Below are 17,456 nucleotides of genomic sequence, written 5' to 3'. Positions count from 1 at the left end.
TTCGCAGAGCGGTGCGACCAGCCATGCCCAGGTATTTCCCGCGTCCACCGAAGGAAGGGGCATGCGTCGACGCGTTGACCGCACGCCATGCGGCTCACCTTCAGATCACACTTCCGGTGGTCCGGTGACCGGGGAATCACCCCCTCGTTGTGCCGGGCATGCGACTTTCCACCTACCGCCGTGCCGCTGTCCTGCTCACCGTCCTGCTCGCCGTCCAAGGCGGTGCCAGTGCCGTGGCCGACACCAAGGACCCCCGCCCCCGCCCGGCCGCCCCCTCCGACCCCCGAGGCGGCCACTCCGGCTCGATCGACCCGCTGACCCCCTTCGCCCAGGGCGCGGCGAGGTTCGCCCAGATGACCGCGCCCTTCGTCAACGCGGCCAGCGACGTCTTCTTCCCGAGGGGCTGAAGGCACCCCCCGGCCACCCCCGGCCCCTCAGTAGGCTCCGGGCATGCACAGCACGCTGACGGAGCACGCCCGGTGTCTCTACGGAGACGAGTACCGGCCCACGCCGGAGTGCGGGCTGGAGCACGACGAGCACTACTTCATCGAGGAGCTGACGTTCGCCGACGCGGACACCATCCTCGCCATGCTCCGCGAGCTCTGCCCGCACGTGGTCGACGGCCGGCTCCCGGTCCGGATCCGGAACCTCGCCTACCGGCTGGTGCTGCTGCAACGGCCGGACGACCCGGCCCTGTTGCGCGAGGCCGCCCAGAGCCTGTGGACGCACGGTCCGGACTGGGACGCCGTCGCGGCCGACCTGGTGAGCCGGGCGGAGGCCCTGGAGGGCCGTGGCTGACCTGCGCACGCCGCTCGCCCCGTCCCGCACGCCGCCGAGGATTCGGCAGGTGGACGCGGGGCACTCGGTGTGACCGAGCGAGTGGGGTGAGGGTGTATGACGAACGCGGGGTCCGCGACGGCCATGGCGAGACGCGCTTCCCGGCAGGACGCGGTGCGGACGGGCGCACGCGCGGGATTCGTGGCGCGGGGACTGCTGTACCTGCTCGTCGGGGTGCTCGCGGTACGGGTCGCCCTGACGGGTTCCAAGGAGCAGGCCGACCGGGGCGGGGCGCTGACGGAGGTCGCCGCCACGCCGTTCGGTGCCGTCCTGCTGTGGGCCCTCGGGCTGGGGCTGGCCGGCATGGCGCTGTGGCGGCTGTCGGAGGCACTGTTCGGGGCGGCCGGTTCCGACAGCGGCACGGCGAAGCGGCTCGCGGCCGGTGCGCGGTTCCTCTTCTACGGAGTGATCGCGTTCCTGGTGCTGTCCTTCGCGACGGGCGACCGGGGCAGCGGCGCGGGCTCGACCGACCGCCAGAGCCAGGACATCACCGGCCGGTTGCTGGAGCTGCCGGGCGGGCCGTGGTGGGTGGGCGCGGTGGCCGCCGTCGTCCTGGGCACGGGTGCCGTGATCGCCGTACGGGCCGTGATGCGGACGTACCGCAAGCATCTGAGCTGGGGGAGCATGTCCAGGAACCAGCGGCGCCTCATGGATGTCACGGGCATCGCGGGCGGCGTCGGCCGGGGAGTCGTCCTCGCCGCGATCGGCTACTTCGGCCTCAAGGCGGCCGCCGAGTTCGACCCCGCCGAGGCCAAGGGCATGGACGACGCGCTCCGGGCGTTCGCGCAGACCCCTGCGGGGCCGTGGCTGCTCGTCGCGGTGGCGGTGGGCCTCGCGCTGTTCGGGGTGTTCTCCTTCGGGCAGGCCAGGTGGCGCCGGGTGTGATCCGCACCCGGCAGCGGCCCCCGGCCCCTCGGCGCACGCGGCGGCCCGGGCCCCTCAGAGCGGCACGGCGTCGAGGGCCATGAACGCGGCCACGGCCAGCAGCCCCACGGCGAAGGCCCTCCGCAAGGTCTCCCCGGTGACCTTCGACGCCAGCCGCCGGCCGTCCCACGCCCCCAGCACCGCCGCCCCGGCGAAGGGGGCGAGGACCGCCCAGTCCAGCCCGGCCAGGGTGCCGCCGCGCAGGCAGAGCGCGGCGGGCGAGGTGACCGTGATCACCAGCAGGCTGGTGCCGACCGCCTCGCGCATCCGAAGGCCGAGCAACGCCACCAGCGCCGGCACGGCGAGGAAGCCCCCGCCGACACCGAGGACACCGGTGACCGCGCCGAGTCCCGCGCCGGCCCCCGCGGCCCGACCGGGCCGGGCGCGCCGGGCGGCCCGCTGCTGCGGGCCGGGGCGCAGCATCCGTGCCGCCGCTCCCGCGGCGACCAGCGCGAAGGCCGCTTGCAGGACACGCGCCGGCAGCTGGGCGGCGAGCGCGGAGCCCAGCATGGCCGGGCCGACCCCGGCCAGGGCGAACAGCAGCCCCGCGCCCCAGCGCACGTGCCCCGCACGGGCGTGCGCGGTCAGAGCCGTCGCCGAGGTGAGGCTCACGATCACCAGGGCGGCGGTGGTGGCCGCCACGGGTGTGAGGCCGAGCAGGTAGATCAGGGCGGGGACGGCCACCACACCGCCTCCGCCGCCGAGGGCGCCGAGCGTCAGCCCGACCGCCGCGCCGGCCGCGAGGGCGAGGACCAGTGCGCTCACGCGACCGTACCGGGCCGGCCCCGCCCGTCCACCACGGGCAGCCCCGCCCGTGCCCACGCGTGCAGGCCGCCGATCACGTCCACGGCCTCGATCCCGAGGTGGGCCAGCAGCTCCGCGGCCCGTCGGGAACGGTTGCCCGACCGGCAGATCACGACCAGGCCCCGGCCCTGGGCCTCGGGAGGCAGGGGCACGCCTTCGGCGAGCCGGTAGAGGGGGACGTGGACGGCTCCGGGGGCGTGACCGGCCCGCCATTCGTCGGATTCCCGCACATCGAGCAGGACCCAGCTGCCCGCGGCCCCACCGGTGCGTTCGGCGGCTTCCTCCGCGGTGACCCGGCCCGTGCCGGAAGGGGATGTGTGCATGGAGGGGTCCTCGCCCTTCAGCCGGTACGGAGGGGAAGGCCGGCCTGTCCGGCGGCGGTGAAGGAGTCGTCCACGGCGACGACGTCGCGGCCCGCCGCGTCCAGCAGCGAGGCGGCGATGGCGGCCCGCAGACCGCCGGCGCAGTGCACCCACACCTGGCCCGGCGGCACGTCGCCGAGGCGCCGGTGCAGCGCGTGCAGGGGGATGTGGACCGAGCCCTCGATGTATCCGGCGGCCCGCTCGGAGGCACGGCGGACGTCCAGCACGACCACGTCCGCGCGGCGCCGGGCCAGGTCCGCGAAGGCGGCGCGCGGGAAACGGGCCGGTTCCGTGCCCTCGGGGGTCCAGGAGGCGGGGCCGCCGGTGGCCGCGGCGGCCGGACGGTCGATGCCGACGCGCACCAACTCGCGCTGGGCCCGGGCCAGTTGTTCCGCCGATTCGGCGAGCAGGGTGACCGGCTTGCCCCAGGGGATCAACCAGGCCAGATAGGTGGCCAGTCGACCGTCGGCCTCGAAGTTGTAGGTGCCCCTGACATGCCCTTCGGCGAACGCGATCCGGTGGCGCACGTCGACCACCCACTCCCCGGCCGCCAGCCGTGCCGCGATCTCCCCGGCGTCGGCGACGGCCGGCGGGGTGAGGTCGACGGGGGCGGGGCCGGCGGAGTTGGCGGGGCTCATATGGGCGTAGTACGCGGGAAAGTCGTCCAGCCCCCGGAGCAGGCGGGCGACGAAGGTGTCGACGTCCTGGGTGAGGGCCGCGTTGGACGCCTTCTCCTTCCCGATGGTGGTGTCCTCGCCGGTGGCCGGACCGGCGGAGCAGAAGCTGCCGAACCCGTGCGTGGGCAGTACGGCGGCGGTGTCGGGGAGTTGCGCGGCGAGGCGGTGCGCGGAGGCGTGCTGGGCGCGGGCCAGGTCCTCGGTCAGGCGGGGCTCGACCAGGTCGGGGCGGCCCACCGTGCCGATCAGCAGCGAACCTCCCGTGAACACCGCGACCGCGGTGCCCTGTTCTTCGAGCGCGTAGGCGGTGTGGTGCGGGGTGTGGCCCGGTGTCGCCAGCGCCAGCAGGGTCAGGTCCGTGTCGATGTGCGTGCGGTCGCCGTCGTGGACCGGTGTGCGCTCGAAGGACACGGTGGCACCGGCGGGGACGCCGTAGGCCGCACCGGTGAGACGGGCCAGTTCCAGGCCGCCGGTGAGGTAGTCGTTGTGGATGTGCGTCTCGACGACGTGCGAGATCCGCACCCCCCTGCGTGCGGCGGCCGTCAGCACGCGGTCGACGTCGCGCGGCGGGTCGACGGCCACGGCCGTGCGCTCGCCTCCCGCCAGATAGCCGCGGTTGCCGAGCCCCGCGACCTCGATCGTGTCGATGAAGAACATGGGCAGCACTCCTTCCGGCGCCCCTCGAGCCCGAGAGCGCGGGGCGTGAGCGTGGTCGGCCGGCTCGTGCGGACGGGGCCGCTCACCGCGCCGGGTCGAGCCGTCGTACCCGGCGGGCCGGGCGGGTGAAGGGGACCGCCGCCGGGTCGAGGCGGTACCCGGCGCGGGCGTCGAACCGGGCGACGACGCTGAACCGGTCGCCGCGGATGAGGGTCCTGCGCCACTCGACGGTCCGGCCCCGCGCATGGCCGAGCCGCTCGATGGAGAAGGCCGCCACGCCCTCGGGCAGGCCGAGCAGCCGCTGTTCGGCGGCCGTGGGAACGACGGCCTTGATGTGCTCCTCCCCGCCGGCCAGCCGGAGGCCGCAGCGCTCGGCGAGCTCGTCGTAGAGCGCGGTGTGACCGAAGTCGGCGTCCAGCAGCGGCCGGGCGTCCGCGGCCGGCAGCCACACCTTGTCGTGGGCGAGCGGTTCGCCGTCGGCCAGGCGGATGCGCTCCAGGTACAGCAGCGGTGTGGACTCCTCCAGGCCCAGCCGGACCGCCACATGGGCGTCGGCGCGGATGTCGAGCGTACGGACGATGCTGCGCTGTTCGAGGCCGGCCTCCTCCACGGAGGCGAACAGGCTGTACAGCGCGCCGACGGGCTGCTCTATCAGCGCCTCGCCCACCGGTCGCGGCCGGCGGCCCCGCGCCGCGGTGACCAGACCCGCCTCCCGCAGCTCGCGCAGCGCCGCGCGCACGGTGTGCCGGCTCACCCCGTACCGCGCGGCCAGCTCGTTCTCACCGGGGAAGAAGTCGACGAACTCGCCCCGCTCCAGCCGGGCCCGCAGGTCGTCCCGCACATGACGCCACAGCGGGGTGCCGCCGCGGCCCCCGCCGGCCGGGGGAGAGGGGTCCTCACGCATGATGCCCGTCCTTGTGTACGTACATTTCGAAAGCTAATGTACGTACATTAGCTGGCGGGAGGCAAGACCGGGCGGACGGAGAACTCCATGACCACGCATGCTCACCACAAGGTGCTCATCGTCGGCGGGGGAGCGGCCGGCGTGACCGTCGCGGCGCGTCTGCTGCGCCTGGGCTTACGCGACATCGGGCTCGTCGAACCCTCGACCACGCACTACTACCAACCGCTGTGGACGCTGGTCGGCGGCGGACGCGCACGGGCAAGGGCGAGTGCCCGCCCCCAGCGGTCCGTCATGCCCAAGGGCGTGTCCTGGTTGCGCGGCAGGGCGGAGACCGTGGACCCCGAGCAGCGCACGGTCGGCCTGGCCGACGGACGGACCGTCGGCTACGACAGGCTCGTCGTCTGCCCCGGCATCCAGCTCGACTGGGACACCGTGCCCGGCATGGCGCAGGCGGTCGTGGCACCGCACACGTCGAGCAACTACTCCTACGAACTCGCGCCCAAGACCTGGGAGTTGATCCGCTCGCTGCGCTCGGGGACCGCCGTGTTCACCATGCCCTCCGGCCCGATCAAATGCGGCGGGGCACCCCAGAAGATCGCCTACCTCGCCGCCGACCACTGGCGCGAGCAGGGGGTGCTGAAGAACATCCGTGTGGTGCTCGTGCTGCCCACACCCGGCCTGTTCGGCGTCCCCGTCTTCGCCGCGGAACTCCAGCGGGTCGCGGCCCGCTACGGCATCGAGGTGCGCACGAACAGCGAACTGACCGAGGTCGACCCGGACGGCCGTGACGCCGTCGTCGTCGACCACAGCTCCGGGGCCGAGGAGTCCCTGCGGTTCGACATGATGCACGTCGTCCCGCCCCAGTCGGCACCGGACTGGCTCAAGGCCACACCGCTCGCCGACCCCGCGGACCCGGCCGGCTATGTGGAGATCGACAGGCACACGCTGCGCCATGTGCGCTACCCCGAGGTCTTCGCCCTCGGCGACGCCGGATCGTCCCCCAACTCCAAGACGGGCGCCGCGATCCGCAAGCAGGCACCCGTCGTCGCCCGGAACATCGCCGCCGGACTCGTGCACGGCGGCCCGCCGCCCGCCTCGTACGACGGGTACTCCTCCTGCCCGATCACCACCTCACGGCACCGGATGCTGCTCGCCGAGTTCGACTACGCGCTGCGGCACCGCCCCACCTTCCCCCTCATCGACACCACGCGCGAACGCCGCGACATGTGGTACCTCAAGCGCTACGGACTGCCGTTGCTGTACTGGCATCTGATGCTGCGCGGCCGGGCCTGACCCGGTGGGCCCTCAGCGGGTGGGGCGGCGGCCGGTGCGGCGCAGCAGGACGCCCGCCAGGGCGAGCGCGGCCAGGAACACGGCGATCCCGATGAGCAGCAGATAGAACAGCCCGTCGGCCACGGCACCGATGAGGCCGAGCACGACGGCCGCGAGGATCAGGAAGAGCACCCAGGCCATGTCCGCCCTCCGCCGTCAGCGACGCGCGAGCCGGCGCTCGCCGCCCGCGCCGGGCGCGTACTCGAGCGCGTAGTGGGCGAAGACGGGCGGCTCCTCCTCGGCCGCCAGCACCCCGTCGGTGCCGATGGAAGGAGCGTCCTTGACGAGTGCCTTGGGGTGGGCGACCTTCACATAGCCGGGGCCCACGGTGGCGTCGGCGAGGGGCACGAAGACCAGGCGATGCCGGGTCGGCAGGCCCACGGTGACGGTCGCGAACGAGGGCTCGTCGGTCGCGGTGTCGACGTAGACCGATTCGAGCGTGCCGATCTTCTTGCCCTGCTCGTCGACCACGTCGTGGTCGCGCCACTCCCGGATGTCTGCGATCTGGATCATCCGCCGGCCTCCGTGTTCCCGCTCCGGTTCCCGCCGCCCGCCGAGATGCCGGGCCGCGGCCGCTGCCGTCCACGTACGGGTCACCAGGACGCGGTGGCTCATGCATACGAGCGCCGGGCCGCGGAACGGGCACATGCCGGTCGCGGATTCCTCACGCCCTCCCCGCGCGTAGACCGTCCCACGCGGGGAACCAGCAGCAGGGAAGAGACCCGAAGTCACACGGTGCGCAGTGGAACGGCCGGGAAGGTGCGATGTCGACCGAACCGCGGTGGAGCGAGAAGCCGTCGTACGACAGGACGTGGGAGTGCATCGCCGCGTTCGACGGGCGGCTGGAGAACGTCACGGACGCCCGGCTGACGGCGGAGGCATTCCTCGCCCGCCTCGGCCGGTCGGACCCCCCGTCGGCCATGGAGCACTGGGACGACATCCTGCTGGTGGTCACGGAACTGGCGGCCAACGCGATCCAGTACGCGCCCGGTCCCTTCGTGCTGACCATGCGCAGGACGTTCGACGGCGTCCATGTGACGGTGGCCGACACCAGCACCACTCTTCCCGCCCCCCGCTCCTTCAGCCCCGGCAAGGGCAGCGGGGGGATCGGCTGGTATCTGATCCAGACCCTGAGCGACCAGGTGAGCGTGGTCGGGCGGGAGAACGGCAAGGACGTGCACGTCTTCCTGCCCTGGTGACGGTCCGGTTGTCTCCGCCCCGGCGACGGCCCAGGGCTGCCGACGGCCGGGCGGGGGCCTGAGCGCCGCCCCGCCCGGCCCCGCACGCCTGCGCGGATCAGGTCAGCGGGACCAGGACGTTGATCTCCTTGCCGCCCTCCCGGTGCGCCCGGACCTGGATCTCGCGGGCCAGGCGGATGATCAGCGGCCATCCGTAGCCGCCGTTCTCCCGCGGCCGCGGGAAGCCGCCGTGACCGAGGGCCGCCGAGGGCACGACGCCGCTGTGGTCGTGCACGCCCAGCCGGACCCCGTCGGGCACCAGCGTCACCTCGAAGCGGGCGAGTCCGCCGCCGTGCCGGATGGCGTTGGTGACGAGTTCCGAGACGACCAGCATCAGGTCGATCACGGCCTCCTCGGCCGGGGGTCCGGAAGGTCCGCGCCAGCGTTCCTCCACCAGGGACCGTACGTAGCGCCGGGCCGCGGCCGCGCTCGTGATCGCGACCGGCCGGGCCGGGGCCGCCGACCGCTGGTCGGGCCCGGCCGGACGGTGCTCGGCGGCCGTCATCGTGTTCCGGAGACCGTCGGCGGGACGTGCGGCGGTGCCGGAACACCGCCGGGACCCAGGGGCGAATGCGTGTTTTCCGTGGCCAAGAGCCTGTACACCTCCGTCGCGCACCACTCGGGGATCGTAGCGGGTGTCGTCTACCCGCTCGGGTCCGTGTCATGGCCCCTTCCGGGCCGTCATGTCATGGCCCCTTCCGGGCCGTCAGGCGCGTCGGCCGTCGGAGCCGGGGCCGTCGCCGTGCTCCTGCTCCATGACCTCCGCCCGCACCCGCGCGCAGGAGCGGCTGATCAGCCGGGAGACATGCATCTGGGAGATGCCCAGCCGGTCGGCGATGCGGCTCTGTGTCATGTCCTCGAAGAAGCGCATGTAGAGGATGGCACGCTCCCGTTCGGGCAGGCGCCGCAGCCCCTCCTTGGCGGCCTCGCGGTCCACGACCACGTCGTACGCCTTCTCGGCCACCCCGAGGGTGTCGGCGAGGCTGTAGCCGTCGTCGTCCCCGGACACCTCGGCGTCGAGGGAGAGGGTGCTGTAGCTGTCCAACGCCTCCAGCCCGGCGCGGACCTCATCCTCGGTGAGCCCCGTGCGGTCGGCGAGCTCGGCGACCGACGGCTCGGCGCCGCCGGACGACTGCATCAGCTCGTGCCGGGCCAGGCGCACCTTGTTGCGCAGGTCCTGCACCCGGCGGGGGACGCGCAGGGCCCACATACGGTCGCGGAAGTGGCGCTTGATCTCGCCGGTGATGGTCGGCACGGCGTAGCTCTCGAAGGCGCCGCGGCCGGGTTCGTACCGGTCGATGGCCTTGACCAGACCGAGCGCCGCGACCTGGCGCAGGTCCTCCAGCGACTCGCCGCGGTTGCGGAAGCGGCCGGCGATGCGGTGGGCCATGGGGAGCCATGCCTCGGTGAGTTCCTCGCGCACCGCGTCGCGCTCGGGCCCGTCGGGCAGTTCCGCGAGCCGCGCGAAGTCCGCGCCCGTGTCGGGCGCGTCGTCGTGGGGGTGCCTGCGGGGAGGAGCGGTGTGGGGGGAGGGAGCGGAATTGTTCGCGGACGTCTCGACCAGCATGCGAAAGATCTCCTGAACGCCGATGCCAAGGAGTTGCCGTGGGAAACGCGGCGGGGCCCTCGACGGCCCTGAACGGGCACGGTGCCCTCGCCGGCGTGCCTCTGCTCCGAAGCACGTAATCCCGCCTGCCCTGCCGTTCGCCCCGCAAACAGGGCCATGCGGCGGACATGTGGAATCGAGCCGATCCCTGGCCGACGCAGGGTTTTCCGAAAAAAGGGAGGAGTGAAGCGCGGGAAGCCGGGCAGTCGGGTGGATGACAACTGTTCCGGAACTTGGGGAGGGCGCATGGCAGCCGTGACGGCGGCGCGGGCGACGGCCACGGCGGGGGAGACGGTGACCACCGGCGAGGCGGAGCTGCCGTACATCGAGGATCCGTCCGGGGTGACACCGAAGGACGCGCGCGAGCTGTCGCGGCGGTTCTTCGAGCGGCTGGCCGTGCTGGAGGAAGGCACCCGCGAACACCAGTACGTGCGCAACACGCTCATCGAGCTGAACCTGTCGCTGGTGCGCTACGCCGCCTCGCGCTTCCGTGCCCGCGGGGACTCGCAGGAAGACGTGGTCCAGGTCGGCACCATCGGGCTGATCAAGGCCATCGACCGCTTCGAGCTGTCGCGCGAGGTGGAGTTCGCCACCTTCGCCGTGCCCTACATCGTGGGGGAGATCAAGCGCTTCTTCCGCGACACCACCTGGGCCGTCCATGTGCCGCGCCGGCTGCAGGAGGCGCGGGTGGAGCTGGCCAAGGCGACGGACGAACTGCGCTCACGGCTCGGCCGCACGCCGACCACCCGCGAACTGGCCGAGCTGATGTCCCTGTCGGAGGACGAGGTCGTCGAGGCCCGCAAGGCGGCCAACGGCTACCAGTCCGCCTCCCTGGACGCGGCGCTGACGACCGAGGCGGACGGCGCCGAGATGCCGCTGGCCGACCGCCTCGGCGAGGAGGACCCGTCGCTGGAGCTCGTGGAGGACCTCAGGTCCCTCGCCCCGCTCATCGCCGAACTCGACGAACGGGACCGGCGGATCATCCACATGCGCTTCGTGGAGGAACTCACCCAGGTGCAGATCGCCGCCCGGCTCGACGTCTCCCAGATGCATGTCTCACGGCTGATCAGCCGCATCATCAAGCGGCTGCGCACCGGGCTGCTGGAGCCCGGCGTGGCCTGACCGACGCGAAGAACCGGTCAGTTCACGGGGCGCCGATGCGCCCCGACGCATCGAATCCGTCCGTCGGGGCACTCGTCCCGATCGCCGCCGCCTGTGGGAGGTCTCGTGTCCGACGCCCAGAACTCTCTGTCCGTCACCGTGGAAGTGCCCCGTGAGGACGCCGTGCTCCTCACGGTCGGGGGAGACCTGGACGCGGTCACCGCCGCCGAGCTGCAGCAGCACCTCGCCGCGCAGCTCCGGCAGGGTCGACGCCATGTCCTGCTCGACATCGCCGGTGTGCCCTTCATGGACTCCTCCGGCATGAACATCATCCTGCGCGTCTACCAGGAGGTCCGCGACGCCTCCGGCGGTGTGTACGTCATCTCACCGACGCCCGCGGTCCGGCGCATCCTGGACCTGACCGGGGTCAGCCTCACCGTCCCGATACTCGACAGCGTCGACGAGGCGCTCTCGGCGGCGGCGCGTTGACCGGGCCCCCACGGCTCGGGGCACGGGGACCGGCGGCCCGGGGGGCACGGCCGGTCCTGCGGCATGAGACCTTGTACCCGACCGAGGGGTTTCACCGGCGCGAGGGCGGCAACGGATCTACGCGTCCCCACAGCGGGGTGTTGCCGTCCCGGAACCGGTTCGGAGCATGCTCCGAGAGGTCACCGAGCCGGTCTGACAGATAGAGGAGAGAGGTACGTGCCGCAGGAGCAGACGCCAGCGCATCCGACGCCGCCGACAGAGGAGGTCGCCGAATTCCTGCGGCGACGGCGGGAGCAGATCGCCCAACGCTGGGCCGATGCGGCGCTGTTCCGCACGGTCTTCACGGTGTCCCGGGACGAGGCGGTGGAGGCGGGCCGGGCCGTCGTGGAGGCCCTGGCCGCGGTGGCCGCGGACGGACGCGTGGAGGACCCGGACGCGGGCGGCTTCGCCGTCGTACGCGACCAGTTGGGCCGTACCGCCGACGCCCGGACCCGGGCCGGTGCCGGCGCGGCCCAGATCGCCGTCGAGGTGGACGCGTTGCGGCCGCCGGTGGCCGAACTCCTCGCCGCCGACCTGGCGAAGGCGCCGGCCGAGCATGTGCTTGAGTGCACGACGGCGCTCACGGTCCTGATGGGCACGCTCCGGCTGGTCGTCCAGGACACCGGGACGAGCGCGGGGGAGGAACTCATCAACCGGCAGCGGATGCAGCTCATGGAGGTCGCCACGCCGGTCATCAGGCTGTGGGACGGCATCGTCGCCGTGCCGCTGATCGGCACGCTCGACAGCGCCCGCAGCCAGGTGGTGATGGAGACCCTGCTGAACGCCGTCGTCGAGCAGCAGGCACGCTTCGCCATCCTCGACATCACCGGGGTGCCGACCGTCGACTCCCTGGTGGCGCAGCACCTGATGAAGACCGTGGCCGCCGCGCGCCTGATGGGAGCGGAATGCATCGTCTCCGGAATCCGCCCGGCCATCGCGCAGACCATCGTCCACCTCGGCATCGACCTGAGCTCCGTGCTCACCCGGGCCAGCCTCGCCGACGCGCTGGCCTACGCGCTGCGCCAGCAGGGTGCCGACATCGTGCCGCACGTGGCGGACCCGCGGTGAGCGGCCTGTTCGCCTCGCACCAGGAAGGGCGCGTCCCCGTGCTCAGGCTCGGCGGCGTCCTGCTGGTGACGCTCCAGGGCGATCTGCACGACGGTACGGCGGAGCAACTCCAGCAGGACATCGGCGAGACGGTCGCGAACAGCGGCGTCGCCGGGGTCGTCATCGACCTGTCCGGCGTGGAGATCATCGACTCGTTCATGGGCCGCGTGCTCAGCGACATCGCCGCGCAGACCCGGCTGCTGGCCGCCGAGACGGTGGTGGCCGGCATGCGGCCCGCGGTGGCCATCACCCTGGTGGAACTGGGCCTGACCCTGCCGGGGCTGCGCACCGCGCTCAGCACCGAGGAGGCGATGCGGATGCTCGGCAACGAGGGCGCGAGCCTCGTGGGCGACGCTCATGAGCGCCGGGAGCGTCCGTGACCCACACCGCCGGGGAGGTCTCCGCCTGCCTGCCGATCCACTCGGACCTGGATCTGGTCTGGGTGCGCCAGCAGGTGCGGCAACTGGCGATCAGCGTCGGATTCGGCCTCGTCGACCAGACGAAACTGGTCACCGCGGCCAGTGAGCTGGCCCGCAACGCCCTCGTCCACGGCGGCGGCGGCCAGGTGGAGTGCGCCCGGGTCAGCCGGGGAGGTGTGCAGGGGCTGCGGCTGACGTTCAGCGACGACGGCCCCGGCATCGCCGATGTGGAGCAGGCCCTCGGTGACGGCTACACCTCCGGGGGCGGGCTCGGCATGGGTCTCGGCGGGGCACGGCGCCTCGTCCACGACTTCGAGATCGACAGCCGCCCCGGCGCCGGTACGACGGTGACGGTGACCTCGTGGGTCACCCGCCCGCCCCGTCCTCGCGAGGGCCGCTGATGCCGCGCGTGTGGGAGGTGCCGGTGCACGACTCGACCCGCGTCCGTGATGTGCGGGTCGCCGCCGAGGCCGCCGCGGTCCGGGCCGGCCTCGACGAGAGCCGGACCGCCGGGGCGGCACTGGTGGCCACCGAACTCGCCACCAACCTGCTCAAGCACGCCGGCGGCGGCCGCGTCCTGCTGGAGACCACGGGCCCGCCCGTGCCCGTGCACAGCGGCGAACGGGCCGTCACCACCGTGCAGATCATGGCCGTCGACCACGGCCCCGGCATAGCCGACGTGGCCGCCGCCCTGCGCGACGGCCAGTCCACCACCGGCTCCCTCGGCGCGGGACTGGGCACCTGCCGGCGTACCGCCGACGACTTCGCCCTGCACAGCACTCCCGGCAGGGGGACGATCGCGGTGGCGAGGATCGCCCCCCGGACCAGGGCGGGTGCGCCGCCGGACGCCGGCCCGGCGCGGGCCGGAGGCGTCAACTTCCCCTTCGCCGGAGCCGAGTTCTCCGGCGACGCCTGGGCCTGGGTGCGCTCGGGCGACCGGCTGACGCTGATGCTGGCCGACGGCCTCGGCCACGGCGAGCACGCCGCACGGGCCTCCTCCGCGGCGGTGGCCGAGGTGCACCGCTGCGCCCATCTGCCCGCCGACCGGCTGCTGCGCGCGCTGCACGGAGCACTGCGCGGCACCCGCGGCGCGGCCGTGGCCGTGGCCCAGCTCGACACCGCCAGCGGACGGCTGTCCTTCACCGGCGTCGGCAACATAGGGGCCAGGCTGCGCCGCGGCGACCGCTGGCGTCCCCTGCTCTCGCACCCCGGCATCGTCGGCGCCCACCTTCCCGTCCACCTCCCCTGGCACACCGAGGAGTGGACCGACGAATGCCTGCTCGTCCTGCACTCCGACGGCCTGCCCAGCCGCTGGAGCGACGGACCCTTCGACCACGACCGCACCCGTGACCCCGCTGTCGTCGCCGCCACGATCGTGCGCGACGCCAGCAGCCCCGCCCTACCGGTGCGCGACGACACGGCCGTCGTCGTGCTGAGCCCCTCACCGCCGGACCGACTCTGATGAACCCGACCTGGTATGTCCGCACCGTCACCGACGCCGCCCGGGCCCGTATCGGGACCGCACGGCTGGCGGCGGCCTGCGGAGTGAGCCCCCTTGAGCGCACCCGCCTGGTGGTCGCGCTCACCGCCCAGCTCAGACAGAGCCTGACCAAGGGCGGCACCTGGATCGTGACCGCGCGCACGGACGAGCCGTCCGACGACGGCCGCCTCACCGTCGAGCTGCGACCCGCCGACGGGCGCACCGTCTGGCAGGCGTACGCCGTGCGCTCGGCGGAGTCCGACACCGAGCCCGCCGAACACGTGCCCGAGGACGTCGGCACCCTCGCCGAGGCGCTGTTCTCCGCCGACGAGGACGCCGGACTGCTGCTGGACAAGCTCGACGAACAGCAGGCACTGGTCGCCTTCCACCGCGAGGAGCTGCACCAGACCAACCAGGGCGTCCTCGTCCTGCACGCCGAGCTGGACGCCGCCGGGCAACGGCAGCGCGAGCTGTTCGCGGCCGAGCAGAGCGCCCGCAGGGAGGCGGAGAGCGCGCGGGGAAGACTGACCTTCCTCGCCGACGCCAGCGCCGCCCTGACCGCCTCGCTCGACCCGGACGCCATCGTCGGGCTGCTGCCGGACCTGCTGGTGCCGCGCTACGCCCGCACCGTGGACGTCTGGCTGTTCGACAACCCCGACGACGAGCGCCCCACCCACCCGCGCCCGGCCGCCGCCGTCGTCGCCGCCCGGCGCGGCCGGCCGCAGTACGCCGCGGACCACCCGGGCGGGCTCCCCGGCGTCGACGACCGCCCGCCGTCGGCCCTCGCCCCCGACCGGCCCCTGCTCTGCATCCCCGTGCTAGCCCACCGGACACCGCTCGGCGTCCTCACCCTCACCCCGCCCGGCGAACGCTGGGACCCCGACGACGCCGTCATGCTCATCGAGCTGACCAGACGGGCGGGCATCGCCCTGGAGAACGCCCGCCGCTACGAGCACAACCGCGACATCGCCGAGACCCTGCAGCGGGCCCTGCTCACCGAGTTGCCCACCATCCCCGGCATGAACCTCGCCGCCCGCTACCTGCCCGCGACCCGCGGCATGAACATCGGCGGCGACTGGTACGACGCCTTCCGCCAGCCCGACGGCAGCCTCATCGCCGTGGTCGGCGACGTCACCGGCCACGGACTGCACGCGGCGGTGATGATGAGCCAACTGCGCACCGCCCTGCGCGCCTACGCCGTCGACGGCGCGAGCCCCGGCGCGCTGCTGACCCAGCTGCACCAGTTCCTCCACCATCTGCGGCTCGACCTCTACGCCACAGCGGTCATCGCCCGTTTCCGCCCGCACGAGCCCGAGCTCACCTGGGCCGCCGCCGGACATCCCCCGCCCGTACTGCGCACCCCCGACGGCGAGGTGCACACCCTGGACGCCAGGCCCGGCGCGATGCTCGGCATCCCCCTCGACCAGCGGATCCCCGACCACACCGTGCCCCTGCCGCCCGGCTCCACGCTCGCCCTCTACACCGACGGACTCGTGGAACGCCGCGCCCAGGGCATAGACCCCGGCATCCACCGCCTGGCCCACGCCCTGTCCACGGTCCGCCCGGCGGACCTCGCCGACGACCTCGACGCCTCGGCCGACCGGCTGCTGCATCCGCTGCTCGACGACTCCGAGCACGACGACGACGTATGCCTGTTGCTGTGCCATGTGCGCGACGGGGAGTGAGAGGGGCGCGAGCGGGCCCGAGCGGCGGGCGGCCGTTCCTCAAGGGCTGCCGTGCGCCGCTGCGCCGGGCCGGCGGTCCGTCACGGGGCGCAGGGGCGGACCGCGACGAACTCGGTGTAGTGGTCGCGGTAGGTCTGCGTGAACGTGGACGGCGGGCACAGCCGGGCGCGGCGGTTCATCTCGCGCGCGTCACCGGGGAGGATGAAGCCCGCCTCGCCGTAGGCGCGCAGCTTGCGGGCGAAGGCCGCCGCATAGGCGTCGTGGCTGCGGAATCCCAGCTGCCGCAGGGTGCGCACGCGGTCGTAGCGGCCGACGAAGCCGGTGATGAAGCGGGCCTCGCCGAGTTCGACGAAGGGCAGCCGGGGCACGCGCCGTCCGGTGCGGTCCTCGGTGACGGCGTTGCCGTTGGCGTCGCGGACGACGCTGTTGTCGCTCGCCCTGCGCAGCTGGGTGCTCGGCGGCGGCGGTGACCCCTTGTGCACCCACCGGTGGGCCTGCTGGAAGTGGGCCCGCAGCTGGGGCACGAAGCTCGCAGGGGTCGAACGCCGCACCGGGAACGGCACGTTCAGCGGCGCGTCCAGCGGATCGGGGATGTGCGGGCTGCCGGCGACGACGTAGAACCGGTAGCGGTGGGGGCTGACGCCCCGGTCGGTCAGCCCCGTCGGGTCGTCGGCCTCAGAGTTCACGATGAGCACCTTGCCCCTGTACCGGCCTGCGGCGAGGTCGGCCTGCGGGTCGAAGCCCTCCGTAGTGATCGGCAGCGTCAGGTCGAACGCGCCCGTGGCGTCCCCGGACCGGACGAGACGCAGCAGCGGGTACGAGCTGTCGGAGAAGCCGGTGCCGTAACGGCGGTGCACCTTGCCGACCATCGGACGCGCGCCGGAGGAGCGCGAGGACAGCGCTCGGGCGAAGTCGGAGATGATCTCGTCGTCGACGCGGGCCCCGTCCTCCGCCACGCCGCCCCGGATGTAGGTGCCGCGGACCGTGGGGTCGAGGATGCGGTTGCCCAGGGTGCTCCAGCCGATGCCGGCGTGCACGAAGCCCTGCCGGAACAGGAAGTCCCTGCGCAGATAGACGTCGAGGGCGCCGAGCCCCACCACGAAGTGGGACGGCTCCACGACGGCGGTCCCGTTGCCGCGGCGCGGATCGGCCGGCGCGCTGATCCGGTAGGGGACGCGGAACCGTCCCGTCGAGGTGCGGCCCTCGAACACACCGTCGTACTGCACATAGCGGATGCCGCCGTACGAACCGAGGGGCGTGACCACCGGTTCGCTCAGCCGGTCCCCGCCGCCGCCGTGAGGGCCGCTCACAGCGGGACGGGGATCATGACCTGGACGGTGGTCCTCGGTGACGGCCTGGGCGGGGGAGGCCGGCAGGGCGGCCGCCAGCGCCGCCGTCACCAGCACACCCACCCGGACACAGCGCGCTCTTCGCCGGCGCGCGAGACTCAGCCAGAACATCAGGTGCCTCTCCTTCCGCGCCACGGGCACTCGCACGGCCCCGGCGCTGAGCCCAGCGGACCACCCGCCGTCCGCGGCGGCCTTCCGGCAAGACCGAAGGAGCGAGGCACCTCACTCGCGCAGCCGATCGGGGCGGACAGGGCCGCGCTCCCGCCGCCGCGCCCGGCATACGAGCTCGGCGGGCGGCGCGTCGCCGGTGGACCGGCGAGGTCCGGGCCGCGGTGCTGCGGCGGTGGTGAACGGCGTACCGGACACCCCCGCGCGGGTGGCATGGCGGCCGTCCGCACCGCACCAGGCTGCCGGTCGCCGGCTCGCGGGGCATGGTGGGGATGTCA

The 17,456-nt window shown here is 73.5% G+C and carries 21 protein-coding genes; 12 read left to right on the top strand and 9 right to left on the bottom strand.

All coding sequences use genetic code 11. The annotated features are described in order from the left end of the window. Positions 1-158: 158 nt before the first annotated feature. The 3 genes from ACSU6M_RS01270 to ACSU6M_RS01260 all read left to right on the top strand — a co-directional run bounded on the left by ACSU6M_RS01270 (position 159) and on the right by ACSU6M_RS01260 (position 1,722). A complete protein-coding gene (locus ACSU6M_RS01270) occupies positions 159-407 on the top strand; it encodes a hypothetical protein (protein ID WP_437066243.1) in 249 nt (82 codons plus the stop codon). 43 nt (positions 408-450) lie between these two features. Beyond that, entirely contained in the window at positions 451-798 is a 348-nt protein-coding gene (locus ACSU6M_RS01265) for a hypothetical protein (protein ID WP_437066242.1), read from the top strand. A 96-nt stretch (positions 799-894) separates the two neighbouring features. After that, positions 895-1,722: a DUF1206 domain-containing protein gene (locus tag ACSU6M_RS01260; RefSeq protein ID WP_437066240.1), complete on the top strand. Its 828-nt coding sequence runs from the start codon at positions 895-897 to the stop codon at positions 1,720-1,722. A gap of 54 nt (positions 1,723-1,776) precedes the next feature. On the opposite strand, the gene ACSU6M_RS01255 is transcribed toward ACSU6M_RS01260, so the two are convergent. The 4 genes from ACSU6M_RS01255 to ACSU6M_RS01240 all read right to left on the bottom strand — a co-directional run bounded on the left by ACSU6M_RS01255 (position 1,777) and on the right by ACSU6M_RS01240 (position 5,165). Continuing rightward, a complete protein-coding gene (locus ACSU6M_RS01255) occupies positions 1,777-2,526 on the bottom strand; it encodes a sulfite exporter TauE/SafE family protein (protein ID WP_437066239.1) in 750 nt (249 codons plus the stop codon). Further along, positions 2,523-2,888 carry a rhodanese-like domain-containing protein gene (locus ACSU6M_RS01250; RefSeq protein WP_437066237.1) on the bottom strand — a complete coding sequence of 122 codons (366 nt, stop codon included), beginning with the start codon at positions 2,886-2,888 and terminating at the stop codon, positions 2,523-2,525. Before ACSU6M_RS01250 ends, ACSU6M_RS01255 begins: the two co-directional genes overlap by 4 nt. A 17-nt stretch (positions 2,889-2,905) precedes the next feature. After that, positions 2,906-4,261, bottom strand: coding sequence for a rhodanese-like domain-containing protein (locus ACSU6M_RS01245; RefSeq protein WP_437066236.1), 1,356 nt, complete (start codon positions 4,259-4,261; stop codon positions 2,906-2,908). An 82-nt stretch (positions 4,262-4,343) separates the two neighbouring features. Then, on the bottom strand, positions 4,344-5,165 hold the full coding sequence (locus tag ACSU6M_RS01240) for a GntR family transcriptional regulator (protein WP_437066234.1): 822 nt from the start codon (positions 5,163-5,165) through the stop codon (positions 4,344-4,346). Between the two features lie 87 nt (positions 5,166-5,252). On the opposite strand from ACSU6M_RS01240, the gene ACSU6M_RS01235 reads away from it, so the two are divergent. Then, a complete protein-coding gene (locus tag ACSU6M_RS01235; protein WP_437066232.1) occupies positions 5,253-6,458 on the top strand; it encodes an FAD-dependent oxidoreductase in 1,206 nt (401 codons plus the stop codon). Positions 6,459-6,470: 12 nt separating this feature from the next. On the opposite strand, the gene ACSU6M_RS01230 is transcribed toward ACSU6M_RS01235, so the two are convergent. After that, entirely contained in the window at positions 6,471-6,638 is a 168-nt protein-coding gene (locus ACSU6M_RS01230) for a hypothetical protein (RefSeq protein ID WP_437066231.1), read from the bottom strand. 15 nt (positions 6,639-6,653) lie between these two features. Beyond that, positions 6,654-7,010, bottom strand: a complete 357-nt coding sequence (locus tag ACSU6M_RS01225; protein ID WP_437066229.1) for a PRC-barrel domain-containing protein — start codon at positions 7,008-7,010, stop codon at positions 6,654-6,656. Between the two features lie 251 nt (positions 7,011-7,261). Here ACSU6M_RS01225 and ACSU6M_RS01220 point away from each other — a divergent pair, with 251 nt between their 5' ends. Further along, positions 7,262-7,696, top strand: a complete 435-nt coding sequence (locus tag ACSU6M_RS01220; protein ID WP_437066228.1) for an ATP-binding protein — start codon at positions 7,262-7,264, stop codon at positions 7,694-7,696. 97 nt (positions 7,697-7,793) lie between these two features. On the opposite strand, the gene ACSU6M_RS01215 is transcribed toward ACSU6M_RS01220, so the two are convergent. Then, the gene (locus ACSU6M_RS01215) at positions 7,794-8,240 is read right to left on the bottom strand and encodes an ATP-binding protein (RefSeq protein WP_437066226.1); all 447 of its coding nucleotides are present in this window, start codon (positions 8,238-8,240) and stop codon (positions 7,794-7,796) included. Positions 8,241-8,441: 201 nt separating this feature from the next. Next, positions 8,442-9,302: a SigB/SigF/SigG family RNA polymerase sigma factor gene (locus ACSU6M_RS01210; RefSeq protein WP_437066224.1), complete on the bottom strand. Its 861-nt coding sequence runs from the start codon at positions 9,300-9,302 to the stop codon at positions 8,442-8,444. 285 nt (positions 9,303-9,587) lie between these two features. On the opposite strand from ACSU6M_RS01210, the gene ACSU6M_RS01205 reads away from it, so the two are divergent. From ACSU6M_RS01205 to ACSU6M_RS01175, 7 genes are all read left to right on the top strand, one after another. Beyond that, positions 9,588-10,463, top strand: coding sequence for an RNA polymerase sigma factor SigF (locus ACSU6M_RS01205; RefSeq protein ID WP_437066222.1), 876 nt, complete (start codon positions 9,588-9,590; stop codon positions 10,461-10,463). Between the two features lie 105 nt (positions 10,464-10,568). Next, positions 10,569-10,931: an anti-sigma factor antagonist gene (locus tag ACSU6M_RS01200; RefSeq protein ID WP_437066221.1), complete on the top strand. Its 363-nt coding sequence runs from the start codon at positions 10,569-10,571 to the stop codon at positions 10,929-10,931. A gap of 216 nt (positions 10,932-11,147) precedes the next feature. Continuing rightward, positions 11,148-12,038 carry an STAS domain-containing protein gene (locus tag ACSU6M_RS01195; protein ID WP_437066219.1) on the top strand — a complete coding sequence of 297 codons (891 nt, stop codon included), beginning with the start codon at positions 11,148-11,150 and terminating at the stop codon, positions 12,036-12,038. Further along, the gene (locus ACSU6M_RS01190; RefSeq protein ID WP_437066217.1) at positions 12,035-12,457 is read left to right on the top strand and encodes an STAS domain-containing protein; all 423 of its coding nucleotides are present in this window, start codon (positions 12,035-12,037) and stop codon (positions 12,455-12,457) included. Before ACSU6M_RS01195 ends, ACSU6M_RS01190 begins: the two co-directional genes overlap by 4 nt. After that, positions 12,454-12,897 (top strand): anti-sigma regulatory factor, encoded by a 444-nt coding sequence (locus tag ACSU6M_RS01185; RefSeq protein WP_437066215.1) that lies wholly within the window; start codon positions 12,454-12,456, stop codon positions 12,895-12,897. The genes ACSU6M_RS01190 and ACSU6M_RS01185 overlap by 4 nt, the downstream gene beginning before the upstream one ends. Further along, complete coding sequence (locus ACSU6M_RS01180; RefSeq protein WP_437066214.1) at positions 12,897-13,958, top strand: SpoIIE family protein phosphatase; 1,062 nt, start codon at positions 12,897-12,899, stop codon at positions 13,956-13,958. The genes ACSU6M_RS01185 and ACSU6M_RS01180 overlap by 1 nt, the downstream gene beginning before the upstream one ends. After that, positions 13,958-15,661 carry a PP2C family protein-serine/threonine phosphatase gene (locus ACSU6M_RS01175; protein WP_437066212.1) on the top strand — a complete coding sequence of 568 codons (1,704 nt, stop codon included), beginning with the start codon at positions 13,958-13,960 and terminating at the stop codon, positions 15,659-15,661. Before ACSU6M_RS01180 ends, ACSU6M_RS01175 begins: the two co-directional genes overlap by 1 nt. A gap of 80 nt (positions 15,662-15,741) precedes the next feature. Here the strand turns inward: ACSU6M_RS01175 and ACSU6M_RS01170 are convergent, their stop codons facing one another. Continuing rightward, the gene (locus ACSU6M_RS01170) at positions 15,742-17,121 is read right to left on the bottom strand and encodes an alpha/beta hydrolase domain-containing protein (RefSeq protein ID WP_437066211.1); all 1,380 of its coding nucleotides are present in this window, start codon (positions 17,119-17,121) and stop codon (positions 15,742-15,744) included. Positions 17,122-17,456 lie beyond the last annotated feature (335 nt).

Origin of the sequence: Streptomyces sp. enrichment culture, from assembly GCF_964272895.1 — a bacterium.
Lineage (GTDB): Bacteria > Actinomycetota > Actinomycetes > Streptomycetales > Streptomycetaceae > Streptomyces.
Note: the sequence above shows the minus strand (reverse complement) of the source record. Positions and strands in the feature narration are given on the sequence as shown.

Bases quoted from the DNA above. Each gene is read 5' to 3' on its own strand.
- ACSU6M_RS01270 (WP_437066243.1), top strand. From the start codon at position 159: ATGCGACTTTCCACCTACCGCCGTGCCGCTGTCCTGCTCACCGTCCTG.
- ACSU6M_RS01265 (WP_437066242.1), top strand. From the start codon at position 451: ATGCACAGCACGCTGACGGAGCACGCCCGGTGTCTCTACGGAGACGAG.
- ACSU6M_RS01260 (WP_437066240.1), top strand. From the start codon at position 895: ATGACGAACGCGGGGTCCGCGACGGCCATGGCGAGACGCGCTTCCCGG.
- ACSU6M_RS01250 (WP_437066237.1), bottom strand. From the start codon at position 2,888: ATGCACACATCCCCTTCCGGCACGGGCCGGGTCACCGCGGAGGAAGCC.
- ACSU6M_RS01245 (WP_437066236.1), bottom strand. From the start codon at position 4,261: ATGTTCTTCATCGACACGATCGAGGTCGCGGGGCTCGGCAACCGCGGC.
- ACSU6M_RS01240 (WP_437066234.1), bottom strand. From the start codon at position 5,165: ATGCGTGAGGACCCCTCTCCCCCGGCCGGCGGGGGCCGCGGCGGCACC.
- ACSU6M_RS01235 (WP_437066232.1), top strand. From the start codon at position 5,253: ATGACCACGCATGCTCACCACAAGGTGCTCATCGTCGGCGGGGGAGCG.
- ACSU6M_RS01230 (WP_437066231.1), bottom strand. From the start codon at position 6,638: ATGGCCTGGGTGCTCTTCCTGATCCTCGCGGCCGTCGTGCTCGGCCTC.
- ACSU6M_RS01225 (WP_437066229.1), bottom strand. From the start codon at position 7,010: ATGATCCAGATCGCAGACATCCGGGAGTGGCGCGACCACGACGTGGTC.
- ACSU6M_RS01220 (WP_437066228.1), top strand. From the start codon at position 7,262: ATGTCGACCGAACCGCGGTGGAGCGAGAAGCCGTCGTACGACAGGACG.
- ACSU6M_RS01215 (WP_437066226.1), bottom strand. From the start codon at position 8,240: ATGACGGCCGCCGAGCACCGTCCGGCCGGGCCCGACCAGCGGTCGGCG.
- ACSU6M_RS01210 (WP_437066224.1), bottom strand. From the start codon at position 9,302: ATGCTGGTCGAGACGTCCGCGAACAATTCCGCTCCCTCCCCCCACACC.
- ACSU6M_RS01205 (WP_437066222.1), top strand. From the start codon at position 9,588: ATGGCAGCCGTGACGGCGGCGCGGGCGACGGCCACGGCGGGGGAGACG.
- ACSU6M_RS01180 (WP_437066214.1), top strand. From the start codon at position 12,897: ATGCCGCGCGTGTGGGAGGTGCCGGTGCACGACTCGACCCGCGTCCGT.
- ACSU6M_RS01175 (WP_437066212.1), top strand. From the start codon at position 13,958: ATGAACCCGACCTGGTATGTCCGCACCGTCACCGACGCCGCCCGGGCC.
- ACSU6M_RS01170 (WP_437066211.1), bottom strand. From the start codon at position 17,121: ATGTTCTGGCTGAGTCTCGCGCGCCGGCGAAGAGCGCGCTGTGTCCGG.